Origin of the sequence: Micromonospora echinofusca (genome assembly GCF_017614955.1) — a bacterium.
Classification (GTDB): Bacteria; Actinomycetota; Actinomycetes; order Mycobacteriales; family Micromonosporaceae; genus Micromonospora; species Micromonospora echinofusca_A.
The window spans coordinates 13,345-40,046 of record NZ_WVUH01000013.1 but is presented as its reverse complement, the minus strand read 5'-3'; the positions used below and the strand labels follow the sequence as shown (position 1 = coordinate 40,046).

The window sequence follows — 26,702 nt, the reverse complement described above, 5'->3', positions numbered from 1 at the left end:
CCGAGCCAGTCGTCGATCTTCACGTACAGTGCGGTCAGAAGGGTGTTGAGGTCTGTCGTCACAAACGGATCTTCAACACCCTTCGCCTATGCCGCAGCCCCGGGACCGTTAGGACTTACTCGTCTAGTGGTACCCGGGGCCGGGATCCGCCTTCGGACCGAGGGCGGGCACCCGGCCCGTTCGTACCGTCGAAGGTAAGCGGCGTGGCGCCGCAGAGTGGGAGACGACGATGAGTCGCAAACTGGTCCGCCCCCGGGAAAACCGCATGATCGCCGGTGTCTGCGCCGGCCTGGCCCGCCGGTTCGGGATGTCCGCCGGCTTCGTCCGCTTCCTCTTCCTCCTCTCGCTGCTGCTCCCCGGCACCCAGGTGATCGTCTATCTGGCGCTCTGGATCATCATGCCGAACGAGGACCGGTACCTGGCCAACGTCCACTGACCCGACGGCACGGCGGTGCCCGCCCCGGGTCGCCGGGGCGGGCACCGCGTGACCTGCCGGCGCCCTACGGTCAGGGCGCGGTGTACGTGACGGTGACGGTCTGGTAGCCGAGCGAGCGGAGCAGCCCTTCCAGCATCTTGCGGGTGTTCTCCCGGGCCCGGTCGGCGAGCCCGCTGTCCCGGGCGGCGGCGGCGATCCGCTCCTCGGCGAGCTGGTAGACCTCGCGCTGCCGGTTCGGGTCGGAGCCGAAAAGCTCACCGAGCCGGTTCAGCAGGCCCCGCTTCTCGGCGAAGACGTAACTCTTCTCCAGGTCCAGGTTGGGCTTGCCGAGCTGCGGCGCCGGCAGCCTGATCTCCACCGACTTCCGGTCCGCCGACTCCACCACCGCCCCCTCGGCGATCGTCGAGAAGTCGACGTACGACTCCACGCTGCCCGCCCCGACGAAGAGCGTCCGGTCGTTGAGCAGGAAGTCCGGCACGTACTTGCGGTCGGACTGGAGATCGATCACCACCTGGAAGTTCCCCTCGGCGGCCACGTAGCGGCTCAGGTTCTGGATCGACGTGAGCAGCGGCGGCTGGCTACGGTCGGTCCGCTCCTCGGCGAACGGGTTGCGCCAGCTCGGCCAGAGCCCCGCGCTGTTCAGCCCGAGCCCGACGACCAGGGCCAGCGCCAGTGCCCCGGCCAGCCAGAAGAAGCCGACCCCGGCCCGCCGGGCGCCACCCGACCCGGTGGCCGGCGGGTCCGCCGGCCCGTCGTGGACCGGCCCGTCGTCGGTCCGCCGCGCTGCCGCCGGCACCGGCTCGGCCTGACCCCGCGTGTACTCCGGGAACTCCCGGGTGGGCTGGTTGACATCACCGTTCTGGGACATCGCCCTCACCATCCTCGCCAGACGTATCGCCTGATGATGACGGTACGTCCCCACTACGACACGCGCTCGTCGAGCGCCCCGGGCTCCGGCCCGACCAGGCTCGACCCAAGGTGGACGCGCCTGGGGGGCGCACCTGGGTGGACGCGCCTGGGGCGGACGCACCTGGGGCGGACGCACACTGTCGAGCTGCTCCGGATTTGCTATCAACGCGGAAACGCCGATGGACCGGGCCAGGTCCATCCGCCCGCTCCACTTCCGGTTTCCAGGAGACCGGGCTGTCGGGCCGGGGCGGACGCCCCGACCACCAGGAAAACGAGTTGATCAGGGGGAGGTCGACCCGGGGCAGCCGGTGGTGGAGGCGCAGCGGGTGCACCCCGGTGGACGGGGCCGGCCAGCGAACGGGGCCGGCGCCCCCGCTCCATCCACGCCAGCAGCTCGACAGGACGCCCGACAAGGCCCGCCGGCCCGACCAGGCCGGCGTTCCGACCAGCAGGAACAGGTAACAGCGACCGGCAACAGGACGGTGGTGGCGAGGCGCGCCGCATGTCGCAGCCCCGCCAGCCCTGTTGCCGGTCGCTCTGACGGGGACCGGTCAGGCGAAGGCGGAGATGCCGGTGAGCTTCTGCCCGATCACCAACTGGTGGATCTCCGACGTGCCCTCGTAGGTCAGCACGCTCTCCAGGTTGTTCGCGTGCCGCATGATCGGGTACTCGCCGGAGACACCGTTGGCGCCGAGGATCGTCCGGCACTGCCGGGCGATGGCCAGCGCCTCGCGTACGTTGTTGAGCTTGCCCACGCTGACCTGCTCGGGCCGCAACCGGCCGGCGTCGGCCAGCCGCCCCAGGTGCAGCGCCAGCAGGAAGCCCTTTTGCAGTTCGACCGCCATGTCCGCCAGTTTGGCCTGGGTGAGCTGGAAACCGGCGATCGGCCGGCCGAACTGCTCCCGGGTGGCGGCATAGTCCAGCGCCGTCTCCAGGCAGTCCCGCGCGGCGCCCAGCGCACCCCAGACGATCCCGTGCCGGGCCTCGGTCAGGCAGCTCAGCGGTGCCTTCAACCCGGCCGCCGCCGGCAGCACCGCGTCCGCCGGGAGCCGCACGTCGTCCAGCACGATCTCGCCGGTGACCGAGGCGCGCAGCGACATCTTGCGGGTGATCTCCCGCGCCGTCACCCCCGGCGTGTCCATCGGTACGGCGAACCCGCGCACCCCGTCGTCGGTACGGGCCCAGATCACGCCGACGTCGGCGATCGGCGCGTTGGTGATCCACATCTTGCCGCCGGTCAGCACCCAGTCGGTGCCGTCCCGCCGGGCCCGGGTGGCCATCGAGGCGGGGTCGGAACCGTGGTCCGGCTCGGTCAGCCCGAAACAGCCGATCGCCTCGCCGGCAGCCATCGCCGGCAGCCAGCGCTGCTTCTGCTCCTCGCTGCCGTACCGCCAGATCGCGTACATCGCCAACGAGCCCTGCACCGAGACCAGGGACCGGATGCCCGAGTCACCGGCCTCCAGCTCCAGGCAGGCCAGCCCGTACGCCACCGCCGAGGCACCGGCGCAGCCGTACCCGGTCAGGTGCATGCCGAGCAGGCCGAGCCGACCGAACTCGCGGGCCAGTTCCCGGGCCGGGACGGTGCCCGCCTCGTACCAGCCGGCCACGTGCGGGCGTACCCGGTCGTCGATCAGCCGGCGCACGACGGCGCGGATCTCGCGCTCCTCGTCGGTCAGCGACGAGTCGAGGTCGAGCAGTTCGAGCGGAGCGGTCCCGGGCAGGCTCATGCCGGCCACCTTAACGACCCGTCAGTCGCGGTGCCCGCCTGCCCGACCGGTCAGTCGAGCTGGCCGGTCAGCACCAGCACCCGGGCGTGGATCTGGTTGCGCTGCTGCAACGCGGCGCGCAGCGCCCGGTGCAGCCCGTCCTCCAGGTAGAGCCCGCCGTTCCACTGCACCACGTGCGGGAACAGGTCGCCGTAGAACGTCGAGTCCTCGGCCAGCAGTTTGTCGAGGGCGAGCTCCCGCTTGGTCGTGATGAGCTGGTCCAGCCGCAGCGGTCGCGGCGGGATCTCCGCCCACTGCTTGAGCGTGAGGTTGTGCTCCGGGTACGGACGCCCGTCCCGAACCGCTCTGAAGATCACGACGGCGCGCTCCCCTCCCCATGACCGAGCCGACCCGTGGTGTCGTGCCGTGTCAGCCTAGCGACCATCGCCGACATCGCCGTTTGTTCGCTCATGTCAGTTTCGTTACTCTGGTCGACCCGGGCCAGTCGGGCCTCAACCGCCCCACCGGCCCCGGTGCACCACCTGGTCGACCGGCCGGCGTCCCCGCCGCAGCGACGGCGACCGCTGGTCCGGGGCCCGGTAACCGATGGTGAGCGCGCCGATCGGCAGGAAGTCCTCCGGCACCCCGAACGCCTCCCGGTACGCTCCGGTGCGCTGCGGCGGGATGCCGAAGAAGCAGGCGCCCAGCCCCTCGTCCACGGCGGTGAGCAGCATCAGCAGCGCCGCGAACCCGGTGTCGACGTACCAGTAGGGCACCGGCCAGCGGTCCGGGGAACGGTCCGCCCAGCCCTTGTCCGGCTCGGCGTACCGCTCCAGGTAGGTCGCGCGGTTCGCGTGCGGTACGACGATCAGCGGGGCCCGGCGCATCCCCTCCAGCCAGCGTTGCCGGCCGGAGCCACCCGGGCTGGCCGCCGCCCAGAACCGCTCCCGGTCCTCCGCCGACTCCAGCACCAGGAAGCCCCAGCCCTGGGCGAACCCGGCGGAGGGCGCCCGGACCGCGTGGTCGAGCAGCCGCTGCACCACCTCGGCGGGCACGGGCCGGTCCGGGTCGTAGTTGCGTACCATCCGGCGTCGCCGGACGACCTCACGGAACTCCATCCGCCGCTCCTAGGCCGGTGTCGGCTGGATACCCCAGGCGGCCCGCCAGGTGTGCCCGGCCGGCAGCACCATCACGTCCCGGCCCGAGCGGAAGGCGTCCGGCGGGCAGGTCATCGGCTCCACCGCCACCGACCGGCGGTGCCGCTCCCCGGACAGGGTGTCCCCGGTGTAGACCTGCCACCAGCCGAACTGCTCGTCCGCCCAGAGACTGACCCCGGCGGTGCCGTCCGGTCCGGTGAGGCTGACCCGCGAACCACCGTCCGGTTCCCGGATCACGTCGCAGAAGGCGAGGTCGAGCACGGCCGCGCCGATCCGGCGCGGCTCGGTGAAGTCGTGGTCGGTGCCGACGACGCCGGTGATGCCCATCGGCAGCAGCCGGGCGTCCAGCAGCAGCCGGCTGCGGGCCGGTACCCGCATCCGGATGTCGTCGACCGCCACCCCGGGCAGTCGCAGGTACGGGTGCACCGAGAAACCGAACGGGCAGTCCTCCGGCCCGGTGTTGGTCACCTCGTGGTCGGCGCGCAGGCCGTCGGACCCGACGCTCCACCGGGTACGCAGCCGCAGCGGCCACGGGTAACCGGGGGTCGCCGGCAGGTCGTGGACCAGGGCCACGGAATCCGGTTTCTGCTCCTCCAGCCGCCACCGTACCCAGTTGACCAGCCCGTGGATGGCCACCTGCCGGGCCGGCTCGGTCAACGCCAGTTGCAGCTCACGGTTACCGAAGGTGTACCGGCCGTCCCGGATCCGGTTCGGCCAGGGCGCCAGCACCTGGCCGGCGCTGCCCGGGCAGACCTCGTCCGGGCCGTACCCGTCGACGTGGTCCACCCCGTCCGACCGGTACGTCCGCAGGCCGCCACCCACCTCGACCACGACAGCCTCGTGACCGGCCGCAGCGATGGTCCACTGTGCACCGGAAAGGGCGGTGTTCTCCACGGTCTCCATGGCGGCGACGATATCGGTTACCGGGCGCCCGTGCCGGCTCCGGTGGGCCGGTACCTGCGCAGCGCCGGGAACGCGACCGCGAGCAGCACCGCCAGGACGACGGCGGCGACACCCCCGCCGACCCAGGCGATCCCGGTGCCGAACGCCGCCGCGGTGGCGCCGGCCCGCAGGTCGCCCAGGCGCGGGCCGCCGGCCACCACCACCACGTTGACCCCCTGCAACCGGCCGCGCATCTCGTCCGGTACGTGCACCATCAGCATCGTCTGTCGCAGTACCGCACTGACCAGGTCGGCCGCGCCGGCCACCGCGAGCAGCAGCACCACCAGCCAGAGTTGCCGGGCCAGACCGGCGCCGGCGATCGCCACCCCCCAACCGACCACGGCCAGGACGAGCCCGAGTCCCTGCCGGCCCACCCGGCCGAGCCAGCCGGAGGTGAGCCCGGCGAGCATCGACCCGGCGGCGATGGCGCTGTACAGCAGACCGGCGGCGGCACCCCCACCGAACCGGTCCTCGGCGATCGCCGGAAAGAGCGCCCGGGGCATGGCGAACACCATGGCCACCAGGTCGATGGCGAAGGAGAGCAGCAGCACCCGGGTGGTGGCCAGGTACCGGAAGCCCTCGATCACGCTGCGCAGACCGGCGGTCCGCCGTACCCCGTCGGACGATCCGGCGGGCGGCAGGGCGGGCAGCCGTAGGTTGGCCCAGACCGCGGCACCGAAGAGCAGGCCGTCCACGCCGTACGCGACGGGCAGGGCGACCGCCGGGGGCCAGACGGCCAGGATCAGCCCGGCGAGCAGCGGGCCGGCGACCATGGTGGCGGTGGCGGTGGTGAAGCTGAGGGTGTTCGCCGCCGGTACCAGCTCCGTCGGCACCAGCCGGGGGATGATCGCCTGCCGGGTGGGGGAACTGACCGCGAACGCACTGGAGTTCACCGCCACCAGCACCAGCAGCAGCACCGGGCTGTCCGCCCCGAGCAGGGCCTGGGCCAGCAGCCCGAAGCTGGTCACCCAGGCCAGGACCGAACTCGCCACCATCAGCCGCCGCCGGTCCAGCACGTCCGCGAAGGCGCCGCCCCACAGCCCGAACACCAGCAGGGGTACGAACGTGGCGACGCCGAGCAGCCCGACCCAGAACGAGTCCCGGGTCAGGTCGTACATCTGGACCGAGACGGCGACCAGGGCGATCTGGGAGCCGCAGCCGCCCACGCCGGTGCCCAGCCAGAGCCGCCGGTACGCCGGGATCCGCAGCGGTCGCAGGTCGATGGCCCAACGGCGGATGCCGGTCCGTCCGCCGGGATCGTTGCGCTGTTTGACGGTGGTCACGGGGCCAGCCGCTCGACCACCCAGGCGCCCCGGTCGGTACGGCGGTAGCGCAGCCGGTCGTGCAGCCGGCTGGCCCGGCCCTGCCAGAACTCCACCGTCTCCGGCTCGACCCGCAGGCCGCCCCAGTGCGGCGGGGGCGGGATCTGCGCCTGGCCGGCGAACCGTTCGACGGTGGCCGCGTAGATGTCGTCCAGGGCCGCCCGGTCCGGCAGGACCGACGACTGCGGGCTGGCCCAGGCACCGAGTTGCGAGCCACGGGGCCGGCTGGCGAAGTAGCTCTCCGTCTCGGCGCGGTCGATCGGGGTGACCCGCCCGCAGACCACCACCTGGCGTTGCATCGGGAACCACGGGAAGACCAGGCTGGCGTACGGGTTGCCCAACGCCTCGGTGCCCTTGCGCGAGGTGTGGTTGGTGTAGAAGACCAACCCCCGCTGGTCGTACCCCTTGAGCAGGACGGTGCGGGCGCTCGGCCGGCCGGCGGGGTCGGCGGTGGCGACCACCATCGCGTTCGGCTCGACGAGACCGAACCCGACCGCGTCGGCGAACCAGCGGTCGAACTGGGCCACCCAGTCCGCTGCCAGATCGGCCCGGGAAAGGCCCTTTTCCGCCGCGTACTCGTTGCGCATCCCGGCCGGACCGACTGTGTCGCCCGTCACTTTCTCCTCCTCATTACCGGACCGTTTCCCGCCACCATGGTTCTGGCCAGCGGATTTTCCGCCAGTCTGGTGCAGAAGCACGCACCCGGTTACGGCGGGATGTCGTCTGTAGCACAGTCGCTACGGGTCGCAAAGTTAGTTACTCACCAGGCAAGATGTCACGAACACATCCCTGAGGGTCGCCTAAGGAGCTCAACCGGCTCGGGCCGGCGGAGTGCGTACGGGCGCCGGACCAGAGCCAGGAGACGACATGGCCGATTTCAAGCCCGGACTGGAGGGCGTCGTAGCCTTCGAGACCGAGATCGCCGAGCCCGACCGGGAAGGCGGCGCGCTGCGCTATCGCGGGGTCGACATCGAGGATCTGATCGGCCAGGTCTCCTTCGGTAACGTCTGGGCGCTGCTGGTCGACGGTCGGTTCGGTCCGGGCCTGCCGCCGGCCGAGCCGTTCCCGGTGCCGGTGCACTCCGGTGACATCCGGGTGGACGTGCAGTCCGCCGTGGCGATGCTCGCCCCCTACTGGGGTCTCAACCAGCTGCTGGACATCTCCGACGAGCAGGCCCGCGAGGACCTGGCCCGGGTCTCGGTCACCGCGCTCTCCTTCGTCGCCCAGTCGGCCCGTGGTCTCGGCCTGCCCGCCGTGCCGCAGAAGGAGATCGACAAGGCGCAGACCATCGTCGAGCGGTTCATGAAGCGCTGGCGGGGCGAGCCCGACCCGCGGCACGTCAAGGCCGTCGACGCGTACTTCATCTCGGCCGCCGAGCACGGCCTGAACGCCTCCACCTTCACCACCCGGATCGTCGCCTCCACCGGCGCCGACGCCGCCGCCTGCATCTCCTCCGGCATCGGCGCGCTCTCCGGCCCGCTGCACGGTGGTGCCCCGTCCCGGGTGCTCACCATGCTGGAGGCGGTCGAGCGCAGCGGCGACGCCGAGGGGTACGTCAAGGGCGTGCTGGACCGGGGCGAGCGGCTGATGGGCTTCGGTCACCGGGTCTACCGGGCCGAGGACCCGCGCGCCCGGGTGCTCCGCCGCACCGCCAAGGAGCTGGGCGCGCCCCGCTTCGAGGTCGCCGAGGCGCTGGAGAAGGCCGCCCTGGAGGAGCTGCACGCCCGCAAGCCGGACCGGGTGCTCGCCACCAACGTCGAGTTCTGGTCGGCCGTGGTGCTCGACTTCGCCGAGGTACCGGCGCACATGTTCACCTCGATGTTCACCTGCGCCCGGATGGGCGGCTGGAGCGCGCACATCCTGGAGCAGAAGAAGCTCCAGCGGCTGGTCCGCCCGTCGGCGCGGTACGTCGGCCCGGGCACCCGCAAGCCGCACGAGGTCGAGGGCTGGGACGCCATCCCGCACGGCGTCTGAGGTGTAAGGAAGGGCCCCTTCTTATCGTTTTCGGTATAGGAAGGGGCCCTTCCTAACGCCCGGAGACCGGTGGGCCCGACGCCCGCGGGCCGCGCCGGTGTGGGGTACGCCTCAGCGCCCGGACCGGGACTGCGGGGCCGACCGGACCGACCGGGTGACAGGATGGAGCCCACGGCAGCGCCGCCGGACACCCGCCCGGCCCCGGCTCCGCAGCGCCCCTGCGCGCTCGCGGCACGGACCGTGCGGGCCGCCAGTTCACCGGGCCGCCGGCCCACCCGGAAGGATCTTCGTACCGTGGCTGACGCACCGACGATTCGGATTCCCGACGAGATCAAGCCCGCCGACGGCCGCTTCGGTTGCGGGCCGTCCAAGGTCCGCCCGGAGGCCGTCTCCGCGCTCAGCGGCGTGTCGACGACGTTCCTCGGCACCTCGCACCGGCAGAAGACGGTGCGTGACCAGGTCGCCCGGCTGCGCCGTGGCCTGGCCGAGTTCTTCTCCCTGCCCGAGGGGTACGAGGTCGTCCTCGGCAACGGTGGCACCACCGCCTTCTGGGAGGTGGCGACGTTCGGCCTGGTCCGGGACCGGGCCCAGTTCGCCAGCTTCGGCGAGTTCGGGGCCAAGTTCGCCAAGTCGGTGGCCGACGCCCCGTTCCTCGGTACGCCGACCGTGCACAAGTCCGCCCCGGGCAGCGCGCCGGCCCTGGTCGCCGAGGCCGGCGTGGACGTCTACGCCACCCCGCACAACGAGACCTCGACCGGCGTGGCGGTACCGGTCAACCGGGTGACCGGCGCCGACCCGGACGCGTTGCTGCTGGTGGACGCGACCTCCGGCGCGGGCGGGCTGGCCGTGGACGTCCGGGAGACCGACGTCTACTACTTCGCCCCGCAGAAGTGCTTCGGTTCGGACGGCGGGCTCTGGCTGGCCCTGATGTCCCCGGCCGCGCTGGCCCGGGCCACCGAGATCAAGGAGTCGGGGCGGTACGTTCCGGCGTTCCTCGACCTGGTCACCGCGATCGACAACTCGCGGCTGGAGCAGACGTACAACACCCCCGCGCTGGCCACGATCTTCCTGGCCGCCGAGCAGACCGACTGGATGAACTCCCAGGGCGGGCTGGCCTGGGCGGCCAAGCGCACCGCCGAGAGCGCCGGCATCGTGTACGGCTGGGCGGAGCGCTCGGAGGTGGCGACGCCGTTCGTCACCGACCCGGCGCTGCGGTCGAACGTGGTGGCCACCATCGACTTCGTCGACGGGGTGGACGCCTCGGCGATCGCCAAGGCGCTGCGCGCCAACGGCATCGTCGACGTCGAGCCGTACCGCAAGCTGGGCCGCAACCAGCTGCGGGTCGCGCTCTTCCCGGCGGTGGAGCCGGCCGACGTCGAGGCCCTCACCGCCTGTATCGACTACGTCATCGCTCAGTCCTGAGCCTGTCCTGACCGGTGTCCGGTGCGGCCCGACCAGGGCCGCACCGGACACCGACCGGGGCGACTGATCGCCGACATCCGGGCGTGGCATCCCCCACCTGCCCGGCAGGAGGCGTACCGTGTCCGTCAAGGGCGCCACGGTGGGACGACCGCGTGGCGTAGGCCAGCGAAGCGGGACGGAGGCAACGCTATGCGCCCAGTACGCTTCGTCGCCCTCTCCGAGGACGGCCAGGCTCTGGTACTCGCCGACGAGGTCGGGCGGCTGCTCGCGCTGCCCATCGACGAGCGGGTGTCGACCGTGCTGCACGCTGAGCCGGGCGCACCCCAGCTCACCGTGGCGGGGCCCGCCAGCGACCTGGCACCGTCGCTCTCCCCCCGGGACATCCAGGCCCGGATCCGGTCCGGCGAGTCCGCGGAGGACGTCGCCCGGATCGCCGGTGTCCCGGTCGACCGGGTTCTGCGGTACGCCGGTCCGGTGCTCCAGGAGCGGGCGATGCTCGCCCAGCACGCCCGGCGTACCCGGCTGAAGAACTCGGAGAAGGGCCAGCCGCTGGCCGAGGTGGTCGACAGCCGGCTGGGTCAGCACGGTATCGACACCGAGAAGATCTCCTGGGACGCGTACCGGCGGGACGACGGCACCTGGCGGATCATCGCCACCTGGCCGTCGGGCAAGGCGACCGCCCAGGCGATCTGGGAGCTGGACAAGACCCGGCAGAACGTCACCCCGCACGACGACATGGCGCAGTACCTCTGCGCCGAGCGGCCGACGCCGATCCTCGGCCAGGAGCCGGCTCCGGAGCGGAGCGGGCACGCGCTGCCCGGCCCGTCCCGGGGTGAGCCGAGCCGGGGTGGTGGCCACGGCCTGCCCACACCGGTCGAGTCGGGCCGGGCCGGTCGGGATCCGATCCGGGCCGGTCGGGACGCACTGCTCGCCTCACTGGACCGTCCGCTCGGCTCGACCTCCGGGCGGGGGCTCGACCCGGTCTCCCCGGCGGCCCTCGCCGGTTCCGACGCGCCCCGGCAGCGGGCGGTCACCGGTGGCGCGGCGGCACTGCTCGGTGGCGGGCAGGGGTCGGCGTTCGACGACGACGCGGACGCGCCGAAGGAGGTGCCGGCCGTACCCTCGCTCGCGGTGCTCCGGCCCCGGCGGACCGCGACCGGCGGCACCACCGAGACCACCGACGCGGCCGGCAAGGCCCGCAAGCGCCTGCCGAGCTGGGACGACGTGCTGTTCGGCAGCGGCCCGGCGGCCCGCGAGTCGTCCTGACCCGGGCCCGTCGGCCGTCCTGACCCGACGCGCGAGCCCGTACTGATCCACGGTCCGGTACCGCCCAACCGTTTCAACGGCCTACCAGGCTCCGGGCGGTACCGGCCGGGTCGTGGCAGGGTGGGCTGATGGACTACATCAACCTCGGACGCACCGGCCTCTCGGTGAGCCGGCTCTGCCTGGGCACGATGAACTTCGGGCCGGAGACCAGCGAGCCGGACAGCTTCCGGATCATGGACCGGGCGCTGGAGCACGGGATCAACTTCTTCGACACCGCGAACGTCTACGGTGGACAGACCGGCGAGGGGATCACCGAACAGATCATCGGCCGGTGGTTCGCCCAGGGCGGCGGCCGACGGGACCGGGTCGTCCTGGCCACCAAGGTGTACGGCCGGATGGGCGACTGGCCCAACGAGCGGGGACTCTCCGCCCGGCACATCATCCGGGCCTGTGAGGACTCGCTGCGCCGGTTGCAGACCGACACCATCGACCTGTACCAGATGCACCACGTCTCGCGGGCGACGCCGTGGGAGGAGATCTGGCAGGCGATGGAGACCCTGGTCGCCCAGGGCAAGGTGCTCTACGTCGGGTCGTCCAACTTCGCCGGTTGGCACCTGGCCGCCGCGCAGGAGTCGGCCGTCCGGCGCAACTTCCTCGGGCTGGTCTCCGAGCAGTGCATCTACAACCTGCTCACCCGGCATGTCGAGCTTGAGGTGGTACCGGCCGCCCAGCAGTACGGGCTGGGCATCATCCCATGGTCGCCGCTGCACGGCGGCCTGCTCGGCGGGGCGGTCCGGAAACTCGCCGAGGGTGGCGCGTCGCGGGCCAAGGGCGGCCGCGCGGCAGAGGCCCTGTCCGCACACCGGGCGACCATCGAGGCGTACGAGAAGTTCTGCGCGGACCTGGGCCACGACCCGGCGGACGTCGGGCTCGGCTGGTTGCTTTCCCGCCCCGGGGTGACCGCGCCGATCATCGGTCCCCGGACGGTGGAGCAGCTCGACCGGTCGCTCGGTGCGTTGTCGGTCGACCTGGACGACGCGGCCCTGGGTCGGCTCGACGAACTCTTCCCGCCGCTCGGTCAGGGCGGTCCCGGGCCGGAGGCGTGGGCCTGGTAGGCCCTGAGACGTCGACTCACCGGCGCCGAGCCAGGCGGCCCGGCTGACCCGTTCCCTACAGGGACCAGCGGGCCAACCGGTGGTGGAGCGGCCGGGGGCCGAGGTGGCTGCGGACCAGCACCATCTCGGTCGCCGGCCAGGCCGGGCCCCGGTACCGGTCGAGGGCGGCCCGGTCCTGGGCCACGTCCTCCGGGTCGAGCCGGCCCTGTGGGCGGGCGATGGTGAGGTGCGGCCGGAACGGTCTGCCATCGTAGGGCAGGCCGGCCCGGTGCAGCTCGGACCGGATCCGACCGGCCAGTGCGTGCAGCGCGGCGACGTCGCCGTGGACGTCGGCCCAGAGCACGCTGTGCCGCCCCGCTCCGAACTCTCCGCCCCCGGCGAGCCGGAGCCGGAGCGGCCCGACCGGCGGGGCCGGTGCCGGCGGGACGCCTGGTGCCTCCGGTGCCGGCGGCGGGGATGCCGTGGGCACCGGTGCCGCTGGAGCAGCGGCCCGGGCCAGGGCGGCGGTCACCTCGGGCAGCCGGTCGTCGTCGACGTCGCCGAGGAAGGCCAGCGTGATGTGGGCGCTCTCCCGGTCGACCAGTCGGATCCGGACATCTTCGGCGGCGGCCCGTCCCACCCGTAGGCGGCCCACCTCGGCGAAGATGTCGTCCAGCGCCCCGGCGGGCGGGTACAGCGCGACGAAGAGTCTCAACGCTGGTGTTGACCCCGGACGCCCCGGGCTGCGGGCAGGGCCAGACCGGCGGCGTGCAGTTCACCCTCGACCCGGATCCGCTCGATCTCCCGGTCGACGCCCTCCAACTCCGCGAGATGCTCGGTGATGCCGAGGCAGCGGCTGGCCTGTCGGAGCCGTTCGTCGTACGCCGCCAGCACGGCCGGGTCCCAGAGCACGGCCCGGCTGCGCAGTCCGATCCGGTGGCCGCCGAGGGTACGCAGGTCGGCCGCGATCCGCTCGATGCTCAGCCGGTCGGTACGGTCGAATTCGGTGAGGTCGTAGTCCCGGGTCAACGAGTCGGCCTCCACGGCCCGGTCGAGGTGGCTGATCGTCCGCCGTTCCCGCCGGTCCTCGCGCCAGTCGGCGAACCCGCACACGATCCGGTCGATCAACTCGTCGACGCAGAGCACCATGGCCACGACGATCGGCAGGCAGGCCATTCCGAGGAACGCCAGTGCCAGCACGAGCCCGTCCGGGACCTCCACGGAATTGACGCTAAGGGTAGTGGCCCGTTCACGCCACCGCTTTGGCGGCGCTCTGACGGGTTTCCCGCCTGTTAGGAAGGGCCCCTTCCTATACAAAATGCGATAAGAAGGGGCCCTTCCTTACACCTCAGAGTTGGGTGACGTAGAAGCGCGGGGTCGGTACGAAGCGCAGGCGTACCCGGGCGCCGGAACGGCGCAACTGCCAGGTCAGGGCGAGCAGGGCGGTGGTGAGCGAGATCAGACCGCCGATCCAGATGCTGGCGCTGGCGCCGTACGTCTCGGCGACCCAGCCGATGAGCGGGGCGCCGACCGGGTTGGTGCCGAGGAAGACCAGCACCCAGAGTGCCATCACCCGGCCCCGGAAGGCCGGGTCGACACCGAGTTGCACCCGCTGGTTGGACGCCTGGGCGAAGAAGACCATGAAGAATCCGGCCGGTACCAGCAGTGCCACCACCAGCCAGTACGTCTGGGCGAGCCCGACCAGGGTGCCGAACACGGCGCAGGTGACCGCGCTGCCCAGCACGACCCAGACCGACGGGCGGCTGCGCCGGCCGCTTCCGGCCAGCGCACCGGCCAGCGAGCCGACCGCGAGCGCGGTGGTGAACAGGCCGAACGAGGCGGCCCCGGTGTTGAAGACGGTCTTGGCCAGGGCGGCCAGGGTGAGCTGGAAGTTGAACAAGGTCATTCCGATCACCGACATCAGCGCCATCGGCAGCAGCAGGTCGGGGCGGCGGGCGACGTAGCGCAGACCGTCGACGACCCGGGCCGAGGCGCGTTCCTCGATCGGCGGCAGGGCCTCCCGGTGGAGTTCGGCGGGGCGCATCCGGATCACGTTGACCAGCGGGGCGAGTGAGCTGAGCGCGCTGATGACGAAGACCGGGCCGACGTCGAAGACGGCGATGGCGACACCGGCGAGCGCCGGGCCGATGATCCGGGCGCTGTTGAAGGTGGCTGCCGAGAGGGAGAGCGCGTTCGGCAGCAGCGGCATGCCGACCAGTTCGGAGACGAACGCCTGGCGGACCGGGGTCTCGACCGCGTTGGCGACCCCGAGCAGGACGGCGAAGACGTAGACGTGCCAGAGCTGCACCAGGCCGGTGATCACCAGCAGGCTCATGCCGAGCGCCAGCGCGGTCCAGAACGCGTTGGCGACGAAGAGCAGCAGGCGCTTGTCGTACCGGTCGGCGAGGCGGCCGGAGATGAGGGTGAGCAGGAGCACGGGGGTGAACTGGAGTGCGGTCACCACACCGAGGGCGGTGGCCGAGTCGTCCGACAGTTCGAGGACGAGCCAGTCCTGGGCGATGAACATCATCCACACGCCGATCAGCTTGATCAGCTGCCCGGATGCGAAGAGTCGGTAGTTACGGACCTGTAGGGACTGGAACATCGTGCTCAGCTTCGCCCGCACTCTCGGTGCGCCTCCTCGGGTCGTACGCGTCATCCACCTGACGGACGAAGCGGACCCGGTTGCTGGCGGCTGGTCAGCCGCGGGCGACCTGCTGGAGGATCTCGGCGGCGCGCAGCAGCGTGTCGCGTTCCTCCGGGGTCAACTCGGCGAGCCGGTTGGCGAGCCATTCGTCGCGGGCCCGCTCGAACTCGTCGAGCACGGCCCGGCCCCCCTCGGTCGGGGACAGGATCACCTGCCGACGATCGGTCGGATGGGGGGTACGCCGCACGAGGCCGCGATCCTCCAACTTAGCGACGATCTTGGTCATCGTCGGCGGTTGCACCCGCTCGGTGTCGGCCAGTTCACGGGGCGTCAGCGCGCCCGCCAGCCGGAGGCTGGTCAGGGCGGAGAGCTGAGTCACCGTGAGGTCGCCCACCGGGCGGGCCTGCCGGACCCGTCGGTTGAGTCGGGTGATCGCGTCGCGCAGCAGGGTCGCCAGCTGCGTCGGCCCGGCGCGTTCCGCCATCACCATCCACTCCGTCACAGTTGTTAGCCTAACTAATGAGCTTGGCTAACGATATGGAATATGACCGCTCTCACCGAGATCAAACCTGGTCAGGGCCGATGTGACCGGAGCCGCACCGGCCCTGACCGTCCGTACCCGGACCGACCGCCGGCAGCGGCGGACCAGTCGGGCGGCGCGGCGATCCAGAAGATCACCACGCGGCGATCTAGAAGATCACCGACTCGATCGGACCACGCAGGAAGTAGAGCACGAACAGCGCCGCCACCCCGTACAGCAGCGGGTGCACCTCACGCGCCTTCCCCTTGGCCAGCTTCAGCAGCACGTACGTGATGACCCCCGCGCCGATCCCGTTGGAGATCGAGTAGGTGAACGGCATCAGCGTGATGGTGAGGAAGGCCGGGATGGCGATCTCGTAGTCGGTCCAGTCGATGGTCCGTACCGCGGTCATCATCAGGAAACCGACCACGATCAGGGCGGTCGACGCGGCCTCGAAGGGCACGATCACCACCAGCGGCGCGAGGAACATCGCCAGCAGGAAGAGCCCACCGGTGACCAGGTTGGCCGCCCCGGTCCGGGCGCCCTCCGCGACACCCGCCGCGCTCTCGATGTACGACGTGTTGCTCGACGTGCTGGCCAGCCCGCCCGAGGCGGCGGCGACCGAGTCGACCAGCAGGATCTGCGGGGTACGCGGCGGCATGCCCCGCTCGTCGAGCAGCCCGCCCTCCTGACCGACCGCGACCATCGTCCCCATCGTGTCGAAGAAGTCCGTGATCAGCAGGGTGAACACGAACATCAGCACGACCAGCCAGCCGGCCCGGCTCCACGAGTCGAGCACGTTGAAGTTGCCCAGCAGCGACAGGTCCGGCGTGTCGACCACCGTCTTCGGCAGCTCCGGCACGTTCAGCGCCCAGCCCTTCGGGTTGGGCTTGCCGTCGACGAAGGACGGGCCGACGTTGGCCACCGCCTCGACGACGATCGCCAGCACCGTGGAGCCCAGGATGCCGATCAGGATCGCGCCGCGTACCTTCCGCACCACCAGCACCAGGGTGAGCAGCAGACCGAGCACGAAGACCAGCGCCGGCCAGCTCACCAGCTTGCCGTTGATGCCCAGCCCCACCGGCACGGTGGTGTTCGCGGCGTCCGGCAGCCGGCGGACGAACCCGGCGTCCACCAGCCCGATGATGGTCAGGAAGAGGCCGATACCGACCCCGATCGCGGTCTTGAGCTGCGTCGGCACCGAGCGGAACACGGCGGTACGCAGACCGGTCAGTACGAGCAGCGCGATGATCACGCCCTCGATGACCACCAGCCCCATCGCGTCCGCCCAGGTCATCTGGGGTGCGATCTCGTACGCGACCAGGGCGTTGACGCCGAGCCCGGCGGCCAGCGCCAGCGGGAACCGACCGACCACCCCCATCAGGATCGTCATCACCCCGGCCACCAGCGCGGTCGCCGCCGCGATGGCCGGAATGGCGAGCCGCTTGCCGTCACCGTCGACGGCGCTGCCCAGGATCAGCGGGTTGAGCACCACGATGTACGCCATCGTGAAGAAGGTGGCGAGACCGCCGCGCACTTCCCGGCTCACCGTTGAGCCGCGGGCGGAGATCTCGAAGAACCGGTCGAAACCGTTGCGCGGGCGAGGGGTAGCGGGTGGGGTGCTACCTGTCTCGGGCGGCGCTGTATCCATCAGGTCCTCGCAGGTGGATCAGTCGTTGGACGCGCGCATCGTCGCAGATCACAGCCGCACAGCGAAAGTTGATCGCGTACTCTTTGCTCCGTGCCGCAGCGTCAGCCCCGCCCCGAACCACCCGACCCGCCGATGGTGCCGTTCGCCGTCGCCGGGCTGGTGGCCTGGGCCGTGGCCGGACTGGTGCTGCTGGTGTTCTTCCGGGACTGGCTGACCGCGACCGGCCACGAGAACTGGCTGTCGATCTGCCTCGCCGGGTTCCTGGTGGGGCTGCCGGGGCTGGCCGTGATGCTGCGACACGACGCCAACCGTCGGCGCCGCCGCGCCAACCGCTGACCCGGCGGCCACCGCACCGGTCGACCGGTCAGTGGCGCGACCGCGTCACGGGTGTTCGTACGGCTCCGCCGGCTCGCCGGACTCCACCGGGCCGGGTGCCCGGTCGACCGACACCGGCTCGACCGCGTTGTCATCGTAGATCGTGGGCAGCTCGTCCACCGGCGTCTCGGGGGTCTCCGTCAGCGCCTCCGAGTGGGCGCCACAACCGTGGTCGACGCTGACCGCCCGACCGTCGTCGGGGGCGTAGAAGTTGCCGCAGACCCCGAAGGACTGCCGAAGCGCGCCGGCCAACGGAAGGTAGAAACCGCAGGTCCCGCAGCGGGCCGAGGCGGGGGCCGCGACCGAGATCGGCGCCCCGGGGCCGTGGTCGCCGTCGTACCAGCGCTGGGCGGTCTCGGCACGCCCCTCCCGGGAGAGCACCCGGGGCCGCCCGAGGCCCAGCTCCCACGCGGTCTCCTCGACCGCCGGATCGTCGGAGAGGAGGTAGCCGGGGGCGAGCCGCTCGTCGTCGGGCGGGGTGAGCAGCAGGTCACCAGGGCCCAGGTCACCCGGCTGGAGGCGCTCCTGCCAGGGCAGCCAGCCCGGGGCGAGCAACGCGTCGGGCCCCGGCAGCAGCACCGTCTCGCAGACCGTCACGTGCCGGCTGCGCGGCACCCGGGTGACGGTGACCGCCCAACGCCAGCCCCGGTAGCCGTCGAGGTGACACTCGAAGAAGTGGGTGACCACCCGGTCGGCCTCGGCGACCGCCCGGAGGTGCTCGCCGACGTCGGTCGGGTCCACCTCGGTGATCGCAGCCCGGGCCACCTCGACGGCGGCGGCGCAGACCTGGTCGAGACGGGCGGCGCGGGTAGCGGCGGTCCTGGTCACACGCTCATTCTTCCCTATGGGTACGGGCGTGTGTCAGGCACTCCCCGCAGCTCTTCGCAAGACAGAGCCGACAGCCGGTGGCGCGATGGGCGAGGATGGTGCACATGCCGCTGTTCTCCCGCTCCGACCGGTCGCTGCTCGGGCGCACCATCGGCACCGGCTTCCGGGGGGTCCGGCTGCTGGCCAGAGGGACCATCGGCAGTGGCCGTTGGTTGACCCGACGGGTCGGCCAGGCCCGGACGCGGAGCGCCGGTGGCGAGACCGGCATGGTGCGCCTGTTCGACCTGCACGCGGTCTCCTGCGCCGGGGACACCCTGATCGCCATCGGCCTGGCCGGGACGATCTTCTTCAACGCGCCACTCGGCGAGGCCCGCAGCAAGGTGGCGCTCTACCTGCTGGTCACCATGGTGCCGTTCGCGCTGCTCGCACCGGTGGTCGGCCCGTTGCTCGACCACCTGCGGCACGGGCGCCGGTACGCCCTGGCCACCACCATGCTCGGTCGGGCCTTCCTGGCCTGGTTGATCTCCGACTACATCAACGGGTTCGGCCTGTACCCGGCCGCCTTCGGGGTGCTCGCCCTCTCCCGGGCGTACGGTGTGGCCCGCTCGGCGGCCGTACCCCGGCTGCTGCCGGAGGGGCTCGGTCTCTCCCAGGTCGGCGCGCGGGCCAGTGTCTACGGCACGGTGGCGGGGGCCCTCGTCGCCCCGATCGGCCTGGCCGCGTTCTGGTTCGGGCCGCAGTGGCCGCTCCGGGTCGCCTCGGTGATCTTCCTGGTCGGCATGGTCGTCGCTCTCCGGCTGCCCCCGAAGGCGGACTCCGAGCCACCGGAACGGGTACCCCGTCCGCTGCGCGCCCTCGGCCTGCGGCGCAACACCGGGGACCGGCCGCTGGGCCGGGGCCGGCCGGCCGGTCGACTGGTCATCGCCACCCTGCTGGGCGCCGCCGCACTGCGTGGCCTCTACGGCTTCCTGCTGCTCTTCCTCGCCTTCGCCATCAAGGGCGGTGACCTGACCACCCGGGTGTTCGGCCGCGACCTGGGTCCGGAGGGGGCGCTGGGGCTGGTCGGCGCGGCCCTCGCGGTCGGCAGCTTCCTCGCCACCGCGATCGGTACCCGCCTGCGCATCCACCATCCGACCGGCATCCAGTCCACCGGAATGCTCGTGGTGACCGGCGTCGCGGGGCTCGCGGCGCTGCGTTTCTCGCTCCTCACGGTGGCCCTGTTCTGCCTGGTCACCGCACTGGTCAGCGGCATCGCCAAGCTGTCGGTGGACGCCTCCATCTCCGAGCGCATCCCGGAGCGGCTGCGGGCCAGTTCGTTCGCCCACTCGGAGACCGCCCTGATGCTCGCCTTCGTCGCCGGGGGTGGTCTGGGGCTGGTCCCCTTCGACGGCCGGACGGGGGTCGCGGTGGCCGCCGGGTTCGCTCTGCTGGTCACGATCCGCGCCGTGCTGGTGGTCCGCCGGTTGCGCGGCGAGCGGCTCCGGGGCTCGGTGCCGACCGACGAGGAGATCGCCGCCGCGGACGAGCAGGCGGCGGCCGAGGAACGCGCCGCCGCCGAGGAACGGGCGGCAACCAGGGAACGCGCGGCGGCCGACGATCCGGCGCCCACCTCCCCCGCGCCGCTACGGCCGGACCCGGTACCGGACGACCTGCTCGCCCCGCCCGGCTTCCACATCTACCGGCCGTCGTCCGCGGTGGCCGGTCAGGGGGCCGGCGAGGACGAGTCCCGCAGCGAGCCCCGGGGGCCGCTGTCGTGACGGGACTGCTGGTCGTCACCGCCGTACCGGTCGAGGCGGAGGCGGTACGGGCCGGGCTGGCGGCGTGCGCGGCGGCCGGGTCGGGTGGGCAGGGCGTGACCGTCGCACCGGTCGGGGTCGGGCCGGGCGCGGCCGGTGCCGCGACGGCCCGGCTGCTGGCGCTGGCCGAGGCGGCCGGACGGCCGTACCGGGCGGTGCTCAGCGCCGGGATAGGTGGCGGCTTCCCGGGCCGGGTCGAGGTCGGCGGCACGGTACTGGCCAGCCGTAGCATCGCCGCCGATCTGGGCGCCGAGTCGCCGGACGGGTTCATCCCACTGGACGAGCTGGGTATGCCCCTCGACCAGCTCGGCGGAGGCATCCTGGTCGACGCCGACCCGGTGCTGCTCGGGACCCTCCGGCAGGCCCTGCCGGCGGCGGCCGTGGGCACGGTACTGACCGTGGGCACCGTGACCGGCACCGCCGACAGCACCCGGCTCCTCGCCGAACGGCACCCGGACGCCGTGGCCGAGGCGATGGAGGGGTACGCCGTGGGCGTCGCCGCCACGCAGGCCGGCCTGCCCTTCGCCGAGTTGCGCACCATCTCCAACCCGATCGGTCCCCGGGACCGGGGGAACTGGCGGATGCGGGAGGCATTCGCGGCCCTGACCGCTGCGGCGACCGCCCTCGGCCCGGTCCTCGGCCCGGGCTGGTAGGTCGCCGGATCAGCCCGGTGCGCTCCGGATCAGCTCGATGGGCGCCGGATCAGCGACAACGCCACCGGCCGGCCGGCGGCGACCCGGAACCCGCAGGCGGTCAGGAAGTCGGACGAGCCGGCCTCCCCGATCGCGTACGCCTCCCGGATGCCCGCCCGGTCCATCTCCTCGACGAAGGCGCCCACCAACCGGCGTCCGATGCCGAGCAGCCGGTACCCGGGCGCGACCAGCACTCCGTCGAGGACGAGTTCCCGCTGGTCACCGAGGTCGTGGCCGTAACGCAGGTCCATGCTGCGCTGGTGTGCCCGCAACTCGCCGACGGTCCCGCCGTCCGGCAGGTCCGCCACGAACCGCCAGGAACCCGCCGGCAGACCCGCCGTGATGCGGCGTACCCGGACGGCCTGCCGCACCCGCTCGCCCCACCGGCGCCGGTCCCGCCGCCGGCGGCACAGGTCGTACATCGCCGCCGGCACCGGCAGCGGCCACCGTTCGGGCGGCAGGTCGTACCAGTGGGCCCACCAGGCGCCCGGCCAGTCCCGGGGCCCGCGCACCTCGCGGACATCCAGATGCGCCGGGTAGCGCCGGTCCGCCCGGTCCCGCAGCTCCGAGCCGGGTGGACCGGCACTGAGCAGCTCGAAGCCGGATGGTCCGGTGCTGGGTGGTTCGGTGCTGGGTGGTTCGGTGCTGAGTGGTTCGACCACCAGCCGGGCACCGCCCGCCCGGACCAACTGCTCCACCGTCCGGAACCCGGGATTTCCCGTCTGCCCCGACTCGATCCGCGCGACCGTGCTCCCGGGCACCCCCGCTCTCGCCGCCAGCTCCCGTTGACTGAGATCCGCAGCACGGCGCACCGCCCGCAGGACCGCACCGACATCGCACCCACCCGGTTCCTCGGCCATGTCCCGGATGCTCGCGCGCTGGCCGGGAGCATTTCAACAGCCGGACCAAACCTGTGGACAAAGTTGTGGAAAACTCGTCCGACACGAGGTGCCGTAGTGCTGGTGGGACGCTGTCGAGCTGCTCCGAATGTGCTATCGGATCGATGAGAGGAACGGCACCGCCCCGGCGGTTCATCCCGCGCTCCGTCTTTGCTAGCAGCTCGACAGCGCGCCAATCAGGGTCCGGCACTCCGCAACCACGCTCCGGGGCACGACCGGCCAACACCGCCATCCGGCCAGCACCGCAGTCCGAACAACACCGCCATCCGGCCAGCACCGGCCGGGTAGCGGCGCGACCGCCGTACGGGGCGTGCGGTTACGGTTGGGGCGTGACGCTCTCGCTGGCGATCTCGCCCTGCCCCAACGACACCTTCGTCTTCCACGCCCTGGTGCACGGCCGGGTGCCCGGGGCACCACCGGTCGAGGTCACCTACGCCGACGTGGACGTCACCAACACCGCCGCCGAGCGGGGCGCCTTCGACCTGGTCAAGGTGAGCTACGGGGCGCTGCCCTGGCTGCTCGACGACTACCACCTGCTGCCCTGCGGCGGCGCACTCGGTCGGGGCTGCGGCCCACTGGTGCTCACCCGGGCCGACCGCACCGGCACGGCCGCCGACGCCGAGCGGACCACCCGGGCCGACCGGTCGGACCTGACCGGCGCCACCGTCGCGGTACCCGGTGACCGGACCACCGCGTACCTGCTCTTCCGGCTCTGGTCGGCGGGCCGTCCCCCGGCCCGGATCGAGGTGGTGCCGTTCCACGAGATCATGCCGGGCGTCGCCGCCGGCCGGTACGACGCCGGACTGGTGATCCACGAGGCCCGGTTCACCTACCCCCGGCACGGGCTGACCGCCCTGGTCGACCTCGGCGAATGGTGGGAGCGGGACACCGGCCTGCCGATCCCGCTCGGCGCCATCCTGGCCCGGCGCGGCACGGTCGACCCGGTGGCCGCCGCCGGGTGGATCCGCGCCTCGGTGCGCCAGGCGTGGGCCGACCCGGCGGCGAGCCGGGACTACGTGCTGGCCCACGCCCAGGAGATGGAGCCCGACGTGGTGGACCGGCACATCGGGCTCTACGTCAACGAGTTCACCGCCGACCTGGGGACGGAGGGCCACGCGGCGGTGGACGCCCTGCTGCGCCGGGCCGCCGACGCGGGGTTGACCCCCCGGCTGCCTCAGATCTCCAACTCGCGGGCGACCGCGTGGACGAGCTGAGCGATCTTCTGCGCGGTCTTCTTGTCCGGGAACCGACCCCGGCGCAGATCCGGCTGGACCTTGGCCTCCAGTACCTTGATCATGTCCTCGACCAGCCCGTGCAGCTCCTCGGCCGGACGACGGCGCAGCTCGGCCATCGACGGCGGCGCGTCCAGCACCTTGACCCCCATCGCCTGGGCGCCCCGGCGGCTGTCCACCACGCTGAAATCGATGCGCTGACCGCCCTTCAGATCGGTGACCCCCGCCGGTAGCGCGGTCTTCGGCAGGAACACGTCGCCACCCTCGTCACTGGTGACGAACCCGTATCCCTTGGCCGCGTCATACCACTTCACTCGACCCGTCGGCACTGAGAACCCCTGCTTCGTAGGAGACTGCTGATGTCACCAGGCTAGCCGGATCAGGCCCGCCAGCGCCGCCGGGAATCCGGTGAGATCATCGAGCACGAGTCGGGCTCCGGCACCGGTCAGTTCGTCCGCACCGCAGGGCCCGGTGGTGACCCCGATCCCGGGCACACCGGCGGTCCGGGCGGCCACCATGTCCGCGACGTGGTCACCGACGTAGACGCCGACGCCGTACCGGCTGATCGCGGTCGCCTTTTCCTCGGCGAAGAGGTCACCGGCCACCTCGTCGACCGCCATCCCGAGGTGGTCCAGGTGCAGCCGGGCGAGCCGGCCCAGTTTCGAGGTGACCACGACCACCCGGCCGCCCTGCGCGCGTACCTCGGCGAGGGCCGCGACGGCGCCGGGCAGCGGCACCGTCGGGGTGATCGCGTACGCCGGGTACAGCTCCCGGTACCGGGTGACGGCCGCCTCGACCCGCTCCGGCGGGAACCACCGGGCGATCTCGGTCCGCAACGGCGGGCCGAGCCGGGACACCGCCGCGTCGGCGTCCACGTACACCCCGGTCTCGGCGGTCAGGGCGTGGTAGCAGGCGGCGATCCCGGGACGGGAGTCCACCAGGGTCATGTCAAGGTCGAATCCGACCACAAGAGGGGACACCGGCCGAACCTATCCGGCCGGACGTCCGACGGGCCGAGCGGCTTCCGGCCGGATAGCGTGGAACGACGATGACCACCTCACTCGCCGACCAGTTGCGGACCCTGTCCGACGACGCGCTGGCCGCCCTGCTCCGGTTGCGGCCGGATCTCGTCGTGCCGGTACCCGCCGACGTCTCCGCGCTGGCCCTACGCGCCCAGTCCCGGGTCTCGGTGGCCCGCGCCCTGGACGGGCTGGACCAGTTCACCCTGCGCATCCTGGACGCCGCCCGACTGACCCGGGAGCCGGCCGACGGGCCGACCTCGGTCCGGGCGGTACTGGACCTGGCCGGCGGCACCGACCCGGCCGCCGTACGTGCCGCACTGGACCGGCTGCGGGCCCTGTTCCTGCTGCACGGCCCGGCGGACGCGCTGCGGGTGGTGCCCGGGGTCGACGAGGTGTCCCCGCCGTACCCGGCAGGTCTGGGCCGACCGGCGGCGGAGCTGGACCCGGGCACGGCGGCGCTCTGCGCGGACCCGGCCCGGCTGCGCCGGACGGTGCTGGCCGCCCCACCGGCGGCCCGCAAGATCCTCGACCGGTTGGCCGCCGGGCCGCCGGTCGGCACGCTCCCGCCCGGCGCCCTGCGCGCCGTGCCCGCCGGCGCCGAGGGGGACCTGCCGGCCGACGAGGTCAACGGTGGGGCACCCACCGGTTCCCCGGTGCGCTGGCTGGTCGACCAGGGCCTGCTGGTGGTGATCTCCGACGCGGGCGGCACCGGGGAGGCCGCCGTCGAACTCCCCCGCGAACTGGGGCTGCTGCTCCGCCGGGAGACCGGGCCGCTGGGGCCGCTGCACCCGCAGCCTCCCGTGCCGGACAGCCCGGCGCGCGAGCCGAAGGCCGCCGACTCCGCCGGGGCCGGGCAGGCCCTGGAACTGGTACGGCACGCCGAGGCACTGCTGGAGGCGCTGGCCGTCGAGCCGGCACCGGTCCTGCGGTCCGGCGGGATCGGGGTACGCGACCTGCGCCGGTTGGCCCGGACCGTCGGGGTGGACGAGCCGACCACCGCCCTGCTGCTGGAGACCATGTACGCGGCCGGGCTCGCCGGTGAACTGGACCTGCCCGGGGCCACCACCACCCGCACCGGCGCCGACCAGCAGGTGCTGCCCACCGCCGGGTACGAGCTGTGGCGGGCCGGTTCCCTGGCCCGGCGCTGGGAGCAGCTCATCCGGGCCTGGTTGACGATGACCCGTCAGGTCGGGCTGGTCGGGCAGCGCGACGACCGGGACCGACCGATCAACGCGCTGGCACCGGAGGCGGAACGGGCCGCCGCGCCGGCCGCCCGCCGGGCGGTGCTGACGGTCCTCGCCGACCTGCCGGCGGGTACCGCGCCCGGGGCGGACGAGGTGCTGGCGCTGCTGGACTGGCGGTCCCCGCGACGCAGCCGGGGCCGGGAGGCGGCCCACCGTGAGGTGCTGGTCGAGGCGGCCCGGCTCGGCGTGACCGGGCTGGGTGCGCTCACCTCGTACGGCCGGCTGCTGCTGGCCGACCTGGCCGCTGCGGACGCCCGGGCCGCCGCCTCCACGGACGACCCGCTGGGCATCCGGCCGGAGGCCGACGCCGGCCCGGGTGAGGCGTCCACGGCGGTCCGTGCCCTCGACGCGCTGCTGCCCACCCCGGTCGACCACTTCCTCGTCCAGGCGGATCTGAGCGTGGTGGTACCCGGGCCGCCCGAGCCGACGCTCGCCGCCGAACTGGACGCGGTGACCGAGCCCGAGTCGGCGGGCGGGGCGAGCGTGCACCGGGTCACCCCGGCCAGTGTGCGGCGTGCCCTGGACGCCGGGTACTCGGCCGACGACCTGCACGGGCTGTTCCGGCGGCGGTCCCGTACCCCGGTGCCGCAGGCGTTGACGTACCTGGTGGACGACATGGCGCGCCGGCACGGCGGGCTACGGGTCGGGTCGGCGGGCGCGTACCTGCGCAGCGACGACGAGGGGCTGCTGACCGAGGTGCTGGCGGACCGGCGGCTGGAGTCGCTGGGCCTGCGCCGGTTGGCACCGACGGTGCTGGTCACCGCGTTCCAGGTGGGCCGGATGCTGAACGCGTTACGCGACGCGGGGTACGCCCCGGTGCCGGAGGACGCCTCGGGTGCGGCGGTGCTGACCCGGCCGAAGGCGCGGCGGGCGCCGGCCCGGGTGTCGGTGGCGACCCGGGTGGTCGACCCGTCGACCACCCCGCAGTTGAGTACGCCCCGGCTGCTCGGCATCGTGGAGCAGATCCGCCGGGGCGACGCGGCGGCCCGGGCCGCCCGGCGGGTGCCGGAGACGGTACGCGGGGCCACCGGGCCGAGCGGGGCGGGCAGCATGCACGACCACACCCAGGCGCTGGCGGTACTCCAGCAGGCGGTCCGGGACAAACTGAAGGTGTGGGTGGGGTACGTGGACGCGCACGGGGCGACCGCGTCCCGGCTGGTCCGGCCGGTGTCGATCGGCGCGGGTTACCTGCGGGCCGAGGACGAGCGCACCGAGATGCTGCACACGTTCGCGCTGCACCGGATCACGGCGGCCGTGCTGGACGAGTGAGGTCAGTCGCGGCGGCTGCGCCGGACCGTGCCCACGATGGACACGGCGAGCAGCAGGGCGAAGGCGGTGCCGACGGCCTCCCCGACCGAGGAGACGAATCCCTGTTGGAGGACCAGCCAGCCGAAGAGGAACCAGCCGACGAGTCCGACGGCGGCGACCGCGTACGCCGCCAGGGTGGCCCGGCTCACCGGCGCGCTGCCCGCCCCGCTCCCTTGGCCGGGTGTACCGGGGTCGGGCAGTCCGGTGGAACCGTCGCGGGTCACGTCCCGGTCAACTGTCACCTGTGCCTCCCGTCCACC

Annotated in this window: 27 protein-coding genes; 10 read left to right on the top strand and 17 right to left on the bottom strand. The window is 72.8% G+C overall.

Going from position 1 to position 26,702, the window contains the following annotated elements; translation table 11 throughout:
- Window positions 1–229: 229 nt before the first annotated feature.
- Window positions 230–436: a PspC domain-containing protein gene (locus GSF22_RS03565; RefSeq protein WP_208811265.1), complete on the top strand. Its 207-nt coding sequence runs from the start codon at window positions 230–232 to the stop codon at window positions 434–436.
- A 70-nt stretch (window positions 437–506) separates the two neighbouring features.
- Here GSF22_RS03565 and GSF22_RS03560 read toward each other — a convergent pair whose 3' ends face one another.
- The 7 genes from GSF22_RS03560 to pdxH all read right to left on the bottom strand — a co-directional run bounded on the left by GSF22_RS03560 (window position 507) and on the right by pdxH (window position 7,059).
- Window positions 507–1,304, bottom strand: a complete 798-nt coding sequence (locus GSF22_RS03560; RefSeq protein WP_208811264.1) for a DUF4230 domain-containing protein — start codon at window positions 1,302–1,304, stop codon at window positions 507–509.
- Window positions 1,305–1,896: 592 nt separating this feature from the next.
- Window positions 1,897–3,072, bottom strand: coding sequence for an acyl-CoA dehydrogenase family protein (locus GSF22_RS03555; RefSeq protein WP_208811263.1), 1,176 nt, complete (start codon window positions 3,070–3,072; stop codon window positions 1,897–1,899).
- Window positions 3,073–3,122: 50 nt separating this feature from the next.
- Window positions 3,123–3,428: a type II toxin-antitoxin system VapB family antitoxin gene (locus tag GSF22_RS03550; RefSeq protein WP_208811262.1), complete on the bottom strand. Its 306-nt coding sequence runs from the start codon at window positions 3,426–3,428 to the stop codon at window positions 3,123–3,125.
- 135 nt (window positions 3,429–3,563) lie between these two features.
- Window positions 3,564–4,169 carry a nitroreductase family protein gene (locus GSF22_RS03545; RefSeq protein WP_208811261.1) on the bottom strand — a complete coding sequence of 202 codons (606 nt, stop codon included), beginning with the start codon at window positions 4,167–4,169 and terminating at the stop codon, window positions 3,564–3,566.
- A gap of 9 nt (window positions 4,170–4,178) precedes the next feature.
- Window positions 4,179–5,111 (bottom strand): aldose 1-epimerase family protein, encoded by a 933-nt coding sequence (locus GSF22_RS03540; protein WP_208811260.1) that lies wholly within the window; start codon window positions 5,109–5,111, stop codon window positions 4,179–4,181.
- Between the two features lie 17 nt (window positions 5,112–5,128).
- A complete protein-coding gene (locus GSF22_RS03535; RefSeq protein WP_307803691.1) occupies window positions 5,129–6,433 on the bottom strand; it encodes an MFS transporter in 1,305 nt (434 codons plus the stop codon).
- Entirely contained in the window at window positions 6,430–7,059 is a 630-nt protein-coding gene (gene pdxH, locus GSF22_RS03530; RefSeq protein ID WP_208811273.1) for a pyridoxamine 5'-phosphate oxidase, read from the bottom strand. Before pdxH ends, GSF22_RS03535 begins: the two co-directional genes overlap by 4 nt.
- A 280-nt stretch (window positions 7,060–7,339) precedes the next feature.
- Here pdxH and GSF22_RS03525 point away from each other — a divergent pair, with 280 nt between their 5' ends.
- The 4 genes from GSF22_RS03525 (at window position 7,340) to GSF22_RS03510 (ending at window position 12,249) form a co-directional block, all read left to right on the top strand.
- Window positions 7,340–8,446, top strand: coding sequence for a citrate synthase 2 (locus GSF22_RS03525; protein ID WP_208811259.1), 1,107 nt, complete (start codon window positions 7,340–7,342; stop codon window positions 8,444–8,446).
- Between the two features lie 294 nt (window positions 8,447–8,740).
- A complete protein-coding gene (serC, locus tag GSF22_RS03520; RefSeq protein WP_208811258.1) occupies window positions 8,741–9,868 on the top strand; it encodes a phosphoserine transaminase in 1,128 nt (375 codons plus the stop codon).
- A gap of 189 nt (window positions 9,869–10,057) precedes the next feature.
- The gene (gene sepH / locus GSF22_RS03515) at window positions 10,058–11,134 is read left to right on the top strand and encodes a septation protein SepH (protein WP_208811257.1); all 1,077 of its coding nucleotides are present in this window, start codon (window positions 10,058–10,060) and stop codon (window positions 11,132–11,134) included.
- Between the two features lie 128 nt (window positions 11,135–11,262).
- Window positions 11,263–12,249, top strand: coding sequence for an aldo/keto reductase (locus GSF22_RS03510; protein ID WP_208811256.1), 987 nt, complete (start codon window positions 11,263–11,265; stop codon window positions 12,247–12,249).
- Window positions 12,250–12,304: 55 nt separating this feature from the next.
- Here the strand turns inward: GSF22_RS03510 and GSF22_RS03505 are convergent, their stop codons facing one another.
- From GSF22_RS03505 to GSF22_RS03485, 5 genes are all read right to left on the bottom strand, one after another.
- Window positions 12,305–12,943 (bottom strand): 2'-5' RNA ligase family protein, encoded by a 639-nt coding sequence (locus tag GSF22_RS03505; protein ID WP_208811255.1) that lies wholly within the window; start codon window positions 12,941–12,943, stop codon window positions 12,305–12,307.
- Entirely contained in the window at window positions 12,940–13,449 is a 510-nt protein-coding gene (locus GSF22_RS03500) for a hypothetical protein (RefSeq protein ID WP_439957736.1), read from the bottom strand. The genes GSF22_RS03505 and GSF22_RS03500 overlap by 4 nt, the downstream gene beginning before the upstream one ends.
- A gap of 127 nt (window positions 13,450–13,576) precedes the next feature.
- Window positions 13,577–14,854: an MFS transporter gene (locus GSF22_RS03495; RefSeq protein ID WP_208811254.1), complete on the bottom strand. Its 1,278-nt coding sequence runs from the start codon at window positions 14,852–14,854 to the stop codon at window positions 13,577–13,579.
- A gap of 73 nt (window positions 14,855–14,927) precedes the next feature.
- Window positions 14,928–15,359 (bottom strand): MarR family winged helix-turn-helix transcriptional regulator, encoded by a 432-nt coding sequence (locus GSF22_RS03490; RefSeq protein ID WP_208811271.1) that lies wholly within the window; start codon window positions 15,357–15,359, stop codon window positions 14,928–14,930.
- Between the two features lie 205 nt (window positions 15,360–15,564).
- Window positions 15,565–17,046 (bottom strand): NCS2 family permease, encoded by a 1,482-nt coding sequence (locus tag GSF22_RS03485; RefSeq protein ID WP_208811253.1) that lies wholly within the window; start codon window positions 17,044–17,046, stop codon window positions 15,565–15,567.
- A gap of 132 nt (window positions 17,047–17,178) precedes the next feature.
- Here GSF22_RS03485 and GSF22_RS03480 point away from each other — a divergent pair, with 132 nt between their 5' ends.
- On the top strand, window positions 17,179–17,382 hold the full coding sequence (locus GSF22_RS03480; protein ID WP_208811270.1) for a DUF2530 domain-containing protein: 204 nt from the start codon (window positions 17,179–17,181) through the stop codon (window positions 17,380–17,382).
- Between the two features lie 45 nt (window positions 17,383–17,427).
- On the opposite strand, the gene GSF22_RS03475 is transcribed toward GSF22_RS03480, so the two are convergent.
- Window positions 17,428–18,267 (bottom strand): DUF3027 domain-containing protein, encoded by an 840-nt coding sequence (locus tag GSF22_RS03475; protein ID WP_208811269.1) that lies wholly within the window; start codon window positions 18,265–18,267, stop codon window positions 17,428–17,430.
- An 86-nt stretch (window positions 18,268–18,353) separates the two neighbouring features.
- On the opposite strand from GSF22_RS03475, the gene GSF22_RS03470 reads away from it, so the two are divergent.
- Complete coding sequence (locus GSF22_RS03470; protein ID WP_208811252.1) at window positions 18,354–20,006, top strand: MFS transporter; 1,653 nt, start codon at window positions 18,354–18,356, stop codon at window positions 20,004–20,006.
- Complete coding sequence (locus GSF22_RS03465) at window positions 20,003–20,698, top strand: futalosine hydrolase (protein WP_208811251.1); 696 nt, start codon at window positions 20,003–20,005, stop codon at window positions 20,696–20,698. The genes GSF22_RS03470 and GSF22_RS03465 overlap by 4 nt, the downstream gene beginning before the upstream one ends.
- Window positions 20,699–20,727: 29 nt before the next feature.
- Here the strand turns inward: GSF22_RS03465 and GSF22_RS35320 are convergent, their stop codons facing one another.
- On the bottom strand, window positions 20,728–21,597 hold the full coding sequence (locus GSF22_RS35320) for a GNAT family N-acetyltransferase (RefSeq protein ID WP_208811250.1): 870 nt from the start codon (window positions 21,595–21,597) through the stop codon (window positions 20,728–20,730).
- A gap of 368 nt (window positions 21,598–21,965) precedes the next feature.
- Here GSF22_RS35320 and GSF22_RS03455 point away from each other — a divergent pair, with 368 nt between their 5' ends.
- The gene (locus GSF22_RS03455; RefSeq protein WP_208811249.1) at window positions 21,966–22,850 is read left to right on the top strand and encodes a 1,4-dihydroxy-6-naphthoate synthase; all 885 of its coding nucleotides are present in this window, start codon (window positions 21,966–21,968) and stop codon (window positions 22,848–22,850) included.
- Here the strand turns inward: GSF22_RS03455 and GSF22_RS03450 are convergent.
- Together GSF22_RS03450 and GSF22_RS03445 are read right to left on the bottom strand one after the other, a co-directional pair.
- Window positions 22,811–23,197 carry a cold-shock protein gene (locus GSF22_RS03450; RefSeq protein ID WP_208811248.1) on the bottom strand — a complete coding sequence of 129 codons (387 nt, stop codon included), beginning with the start codon at window positions 23,195–23,197 and terminating at the stop codon, window positions 22,811–22,813. The two genes, GSF22_RS03455 and GSF22_RS03450, sit on opposite strands and share 40 nt — an antisense overlap.
- A 33-nt stretch (window positions 23,198–23,230) precedes the next feature.
- On the bottom strand, window positions 23,231–23,848 hold the full coding sequence (locus GSF22_RS03445) for an HAD family hydrolase (RefSeq protein ID WP_208811247.1): 618 nt from the start codon (window positions 23,846–23,848) through the stop codon (window positions 23,231–23,233).
- Between the two features lie 68 nt (window positions 23,849–23,916).
- Here GSF22_RS03445 and GSF22_RS03440 point away from each other — a divergent pair, with 68 nt between their 5' ends.
- The gene (locus tag GSF22_RS03440) at window positions 23,917–26,403 is read left to right on the top strand and encodes a helicase-associated domain-containing protein (RefSeq protein ID WP_208811246.1); all 2,487 of its coding nucleotides are present in this window, start codon (window positions 23,917–23,919) and stop codon (window positions 26,401–26,403) included.
- Between the two features lie 2 nt (window positions 26,404–26,405).
- On the opposite strand, the gene GSF22_RS03435 is transcribed toward GSF22_RS03440, so the two are convergent.
- A complete protein-coding gene (locus tag GSF22_RS03435; protein WP_439957735.1) occupies window positions 26,406–26,684 on the bottom strand; it encodes a hypothetical protein in 279 nt (92 codons plus the stop codon).
- Window positions 26,685–26,702 lie beyond the last annotated feature (18 nt).

What these genes read in the sequence shown, in the direction of transcription:
- sepH (WP_208811257.1), top strand. Translation starts at nt 10,058, where the DNA reads ATGCGCCCAGTACGCTTCGTCGCCCTCTCCGAGGACGGCCAGGCTCTG.
- GSF22_RS03480 (WP_208811270.1), top strand. Translation starts at nt 17,179, where the DNA reads ATGGTGCCGTTCGCCGTCGCCGGGCTGGTGGCCTGGGCCGTGGCCGGA.
- GSF22_RS03440 (WP_208811246.1), top strand. Translation starts at nt 23,917, where the DNA reads ATGACCACCTCACTCGCCGACCAGTTGCGGACCCTGTCCGACGACGCG.
- GSF22_RS03490 (WP_208811271.1), bottom strand. Translation starts at nt 15,359, where the DNA reads ATGGCGGAACGCGCCGGGCCGACGCAGCTGGCGACCCTGCTGCGCGAC.
- GSF22_RS35320 (WP_208811250.1), bottom strand. Translation starts at nt 21,597, where the DNA reads ATGGCCGAGGAACCGGGTGGGTGCGATGTCGGTGCGGTCCTGCGGGCG.
- GSF22_RS03540 (WP_208811260.1), bottom strand. Translation starts at nt 5,111, where the DNA reads ATGGAGACCGTGGAGAACACCGCCCTTTCCGGTGCACAGTGGACCATC.
- GSF22_RS03470 (WP_208811252.1), top strand. Translation starts at nt 18,354, where the DNA reads ATGCCGCTGTTCTCCCGCTCCGACCGGTCGCTGCTCGGGCGCACCATC.
- GSF22_RS03485 (WP_208811253.1), bottom strand. Translation starts at nt 17,046, where the DNA reads ATGGATACAGCGCCGCCCGAGACAGGTAGCACCCCACCCGCTACCCCT.
- GSF22_RS03525 (WP_208811259.1), top strand. Translation starts at nt 7,340, where the DNA reads ATGGCCGATTTCAAGCCCGGACTGGAGGGCGTCGTAGCCTTCGAGACC.
- GSF22_RS03555 (WP_208811263.1), bottom strand. Translation starts at nt 3,072, where the DNA reads ATGAGCCTGCCCGGGACCGCTCCGCTCGAACTGCTCGACCTCGACTCG.
- GSF22_RS03545 (WP_208811261.1), bottom strand. Translation starts at nt 4,169, where the DNA reads ATGGAGTTCCGTGAGGTCGTCCGGCGACGCCGGATGGTACGCAACTAC.
- GSF22_RS03560 (WP_208811264.1), bottom strand. Translation starts at nt 1,304, where the DNA reads ATGTCCCAGAACGGTGATGTCAACCAGCCCACCCGGGAGTTCCCGGAG.
- GSF22_RS03565 (WP_208811265.1), top strand. Translation starts at nt 230, where the DNA reads ATGAGTCGCAAACTGGTCCGCCCCCGGGAAAACCGCATGATCGCCGGT.
- pdxH (WP_208811273.1), bottom strand. Translation starts at nt 7,059, where the DNA reads ATGCGCAACGAGTACGCGGCGGAAAAGGGCCTTTCCCGGGCCGATCTG.
- GSF22_RS03510 (WP_208811256.1), top strand. Translation starts at nt 11,263, where the DNA reads ATGGACTACATCAACCTCGGACGCACCGGCCTCTCGGTGAGCCGGCTC.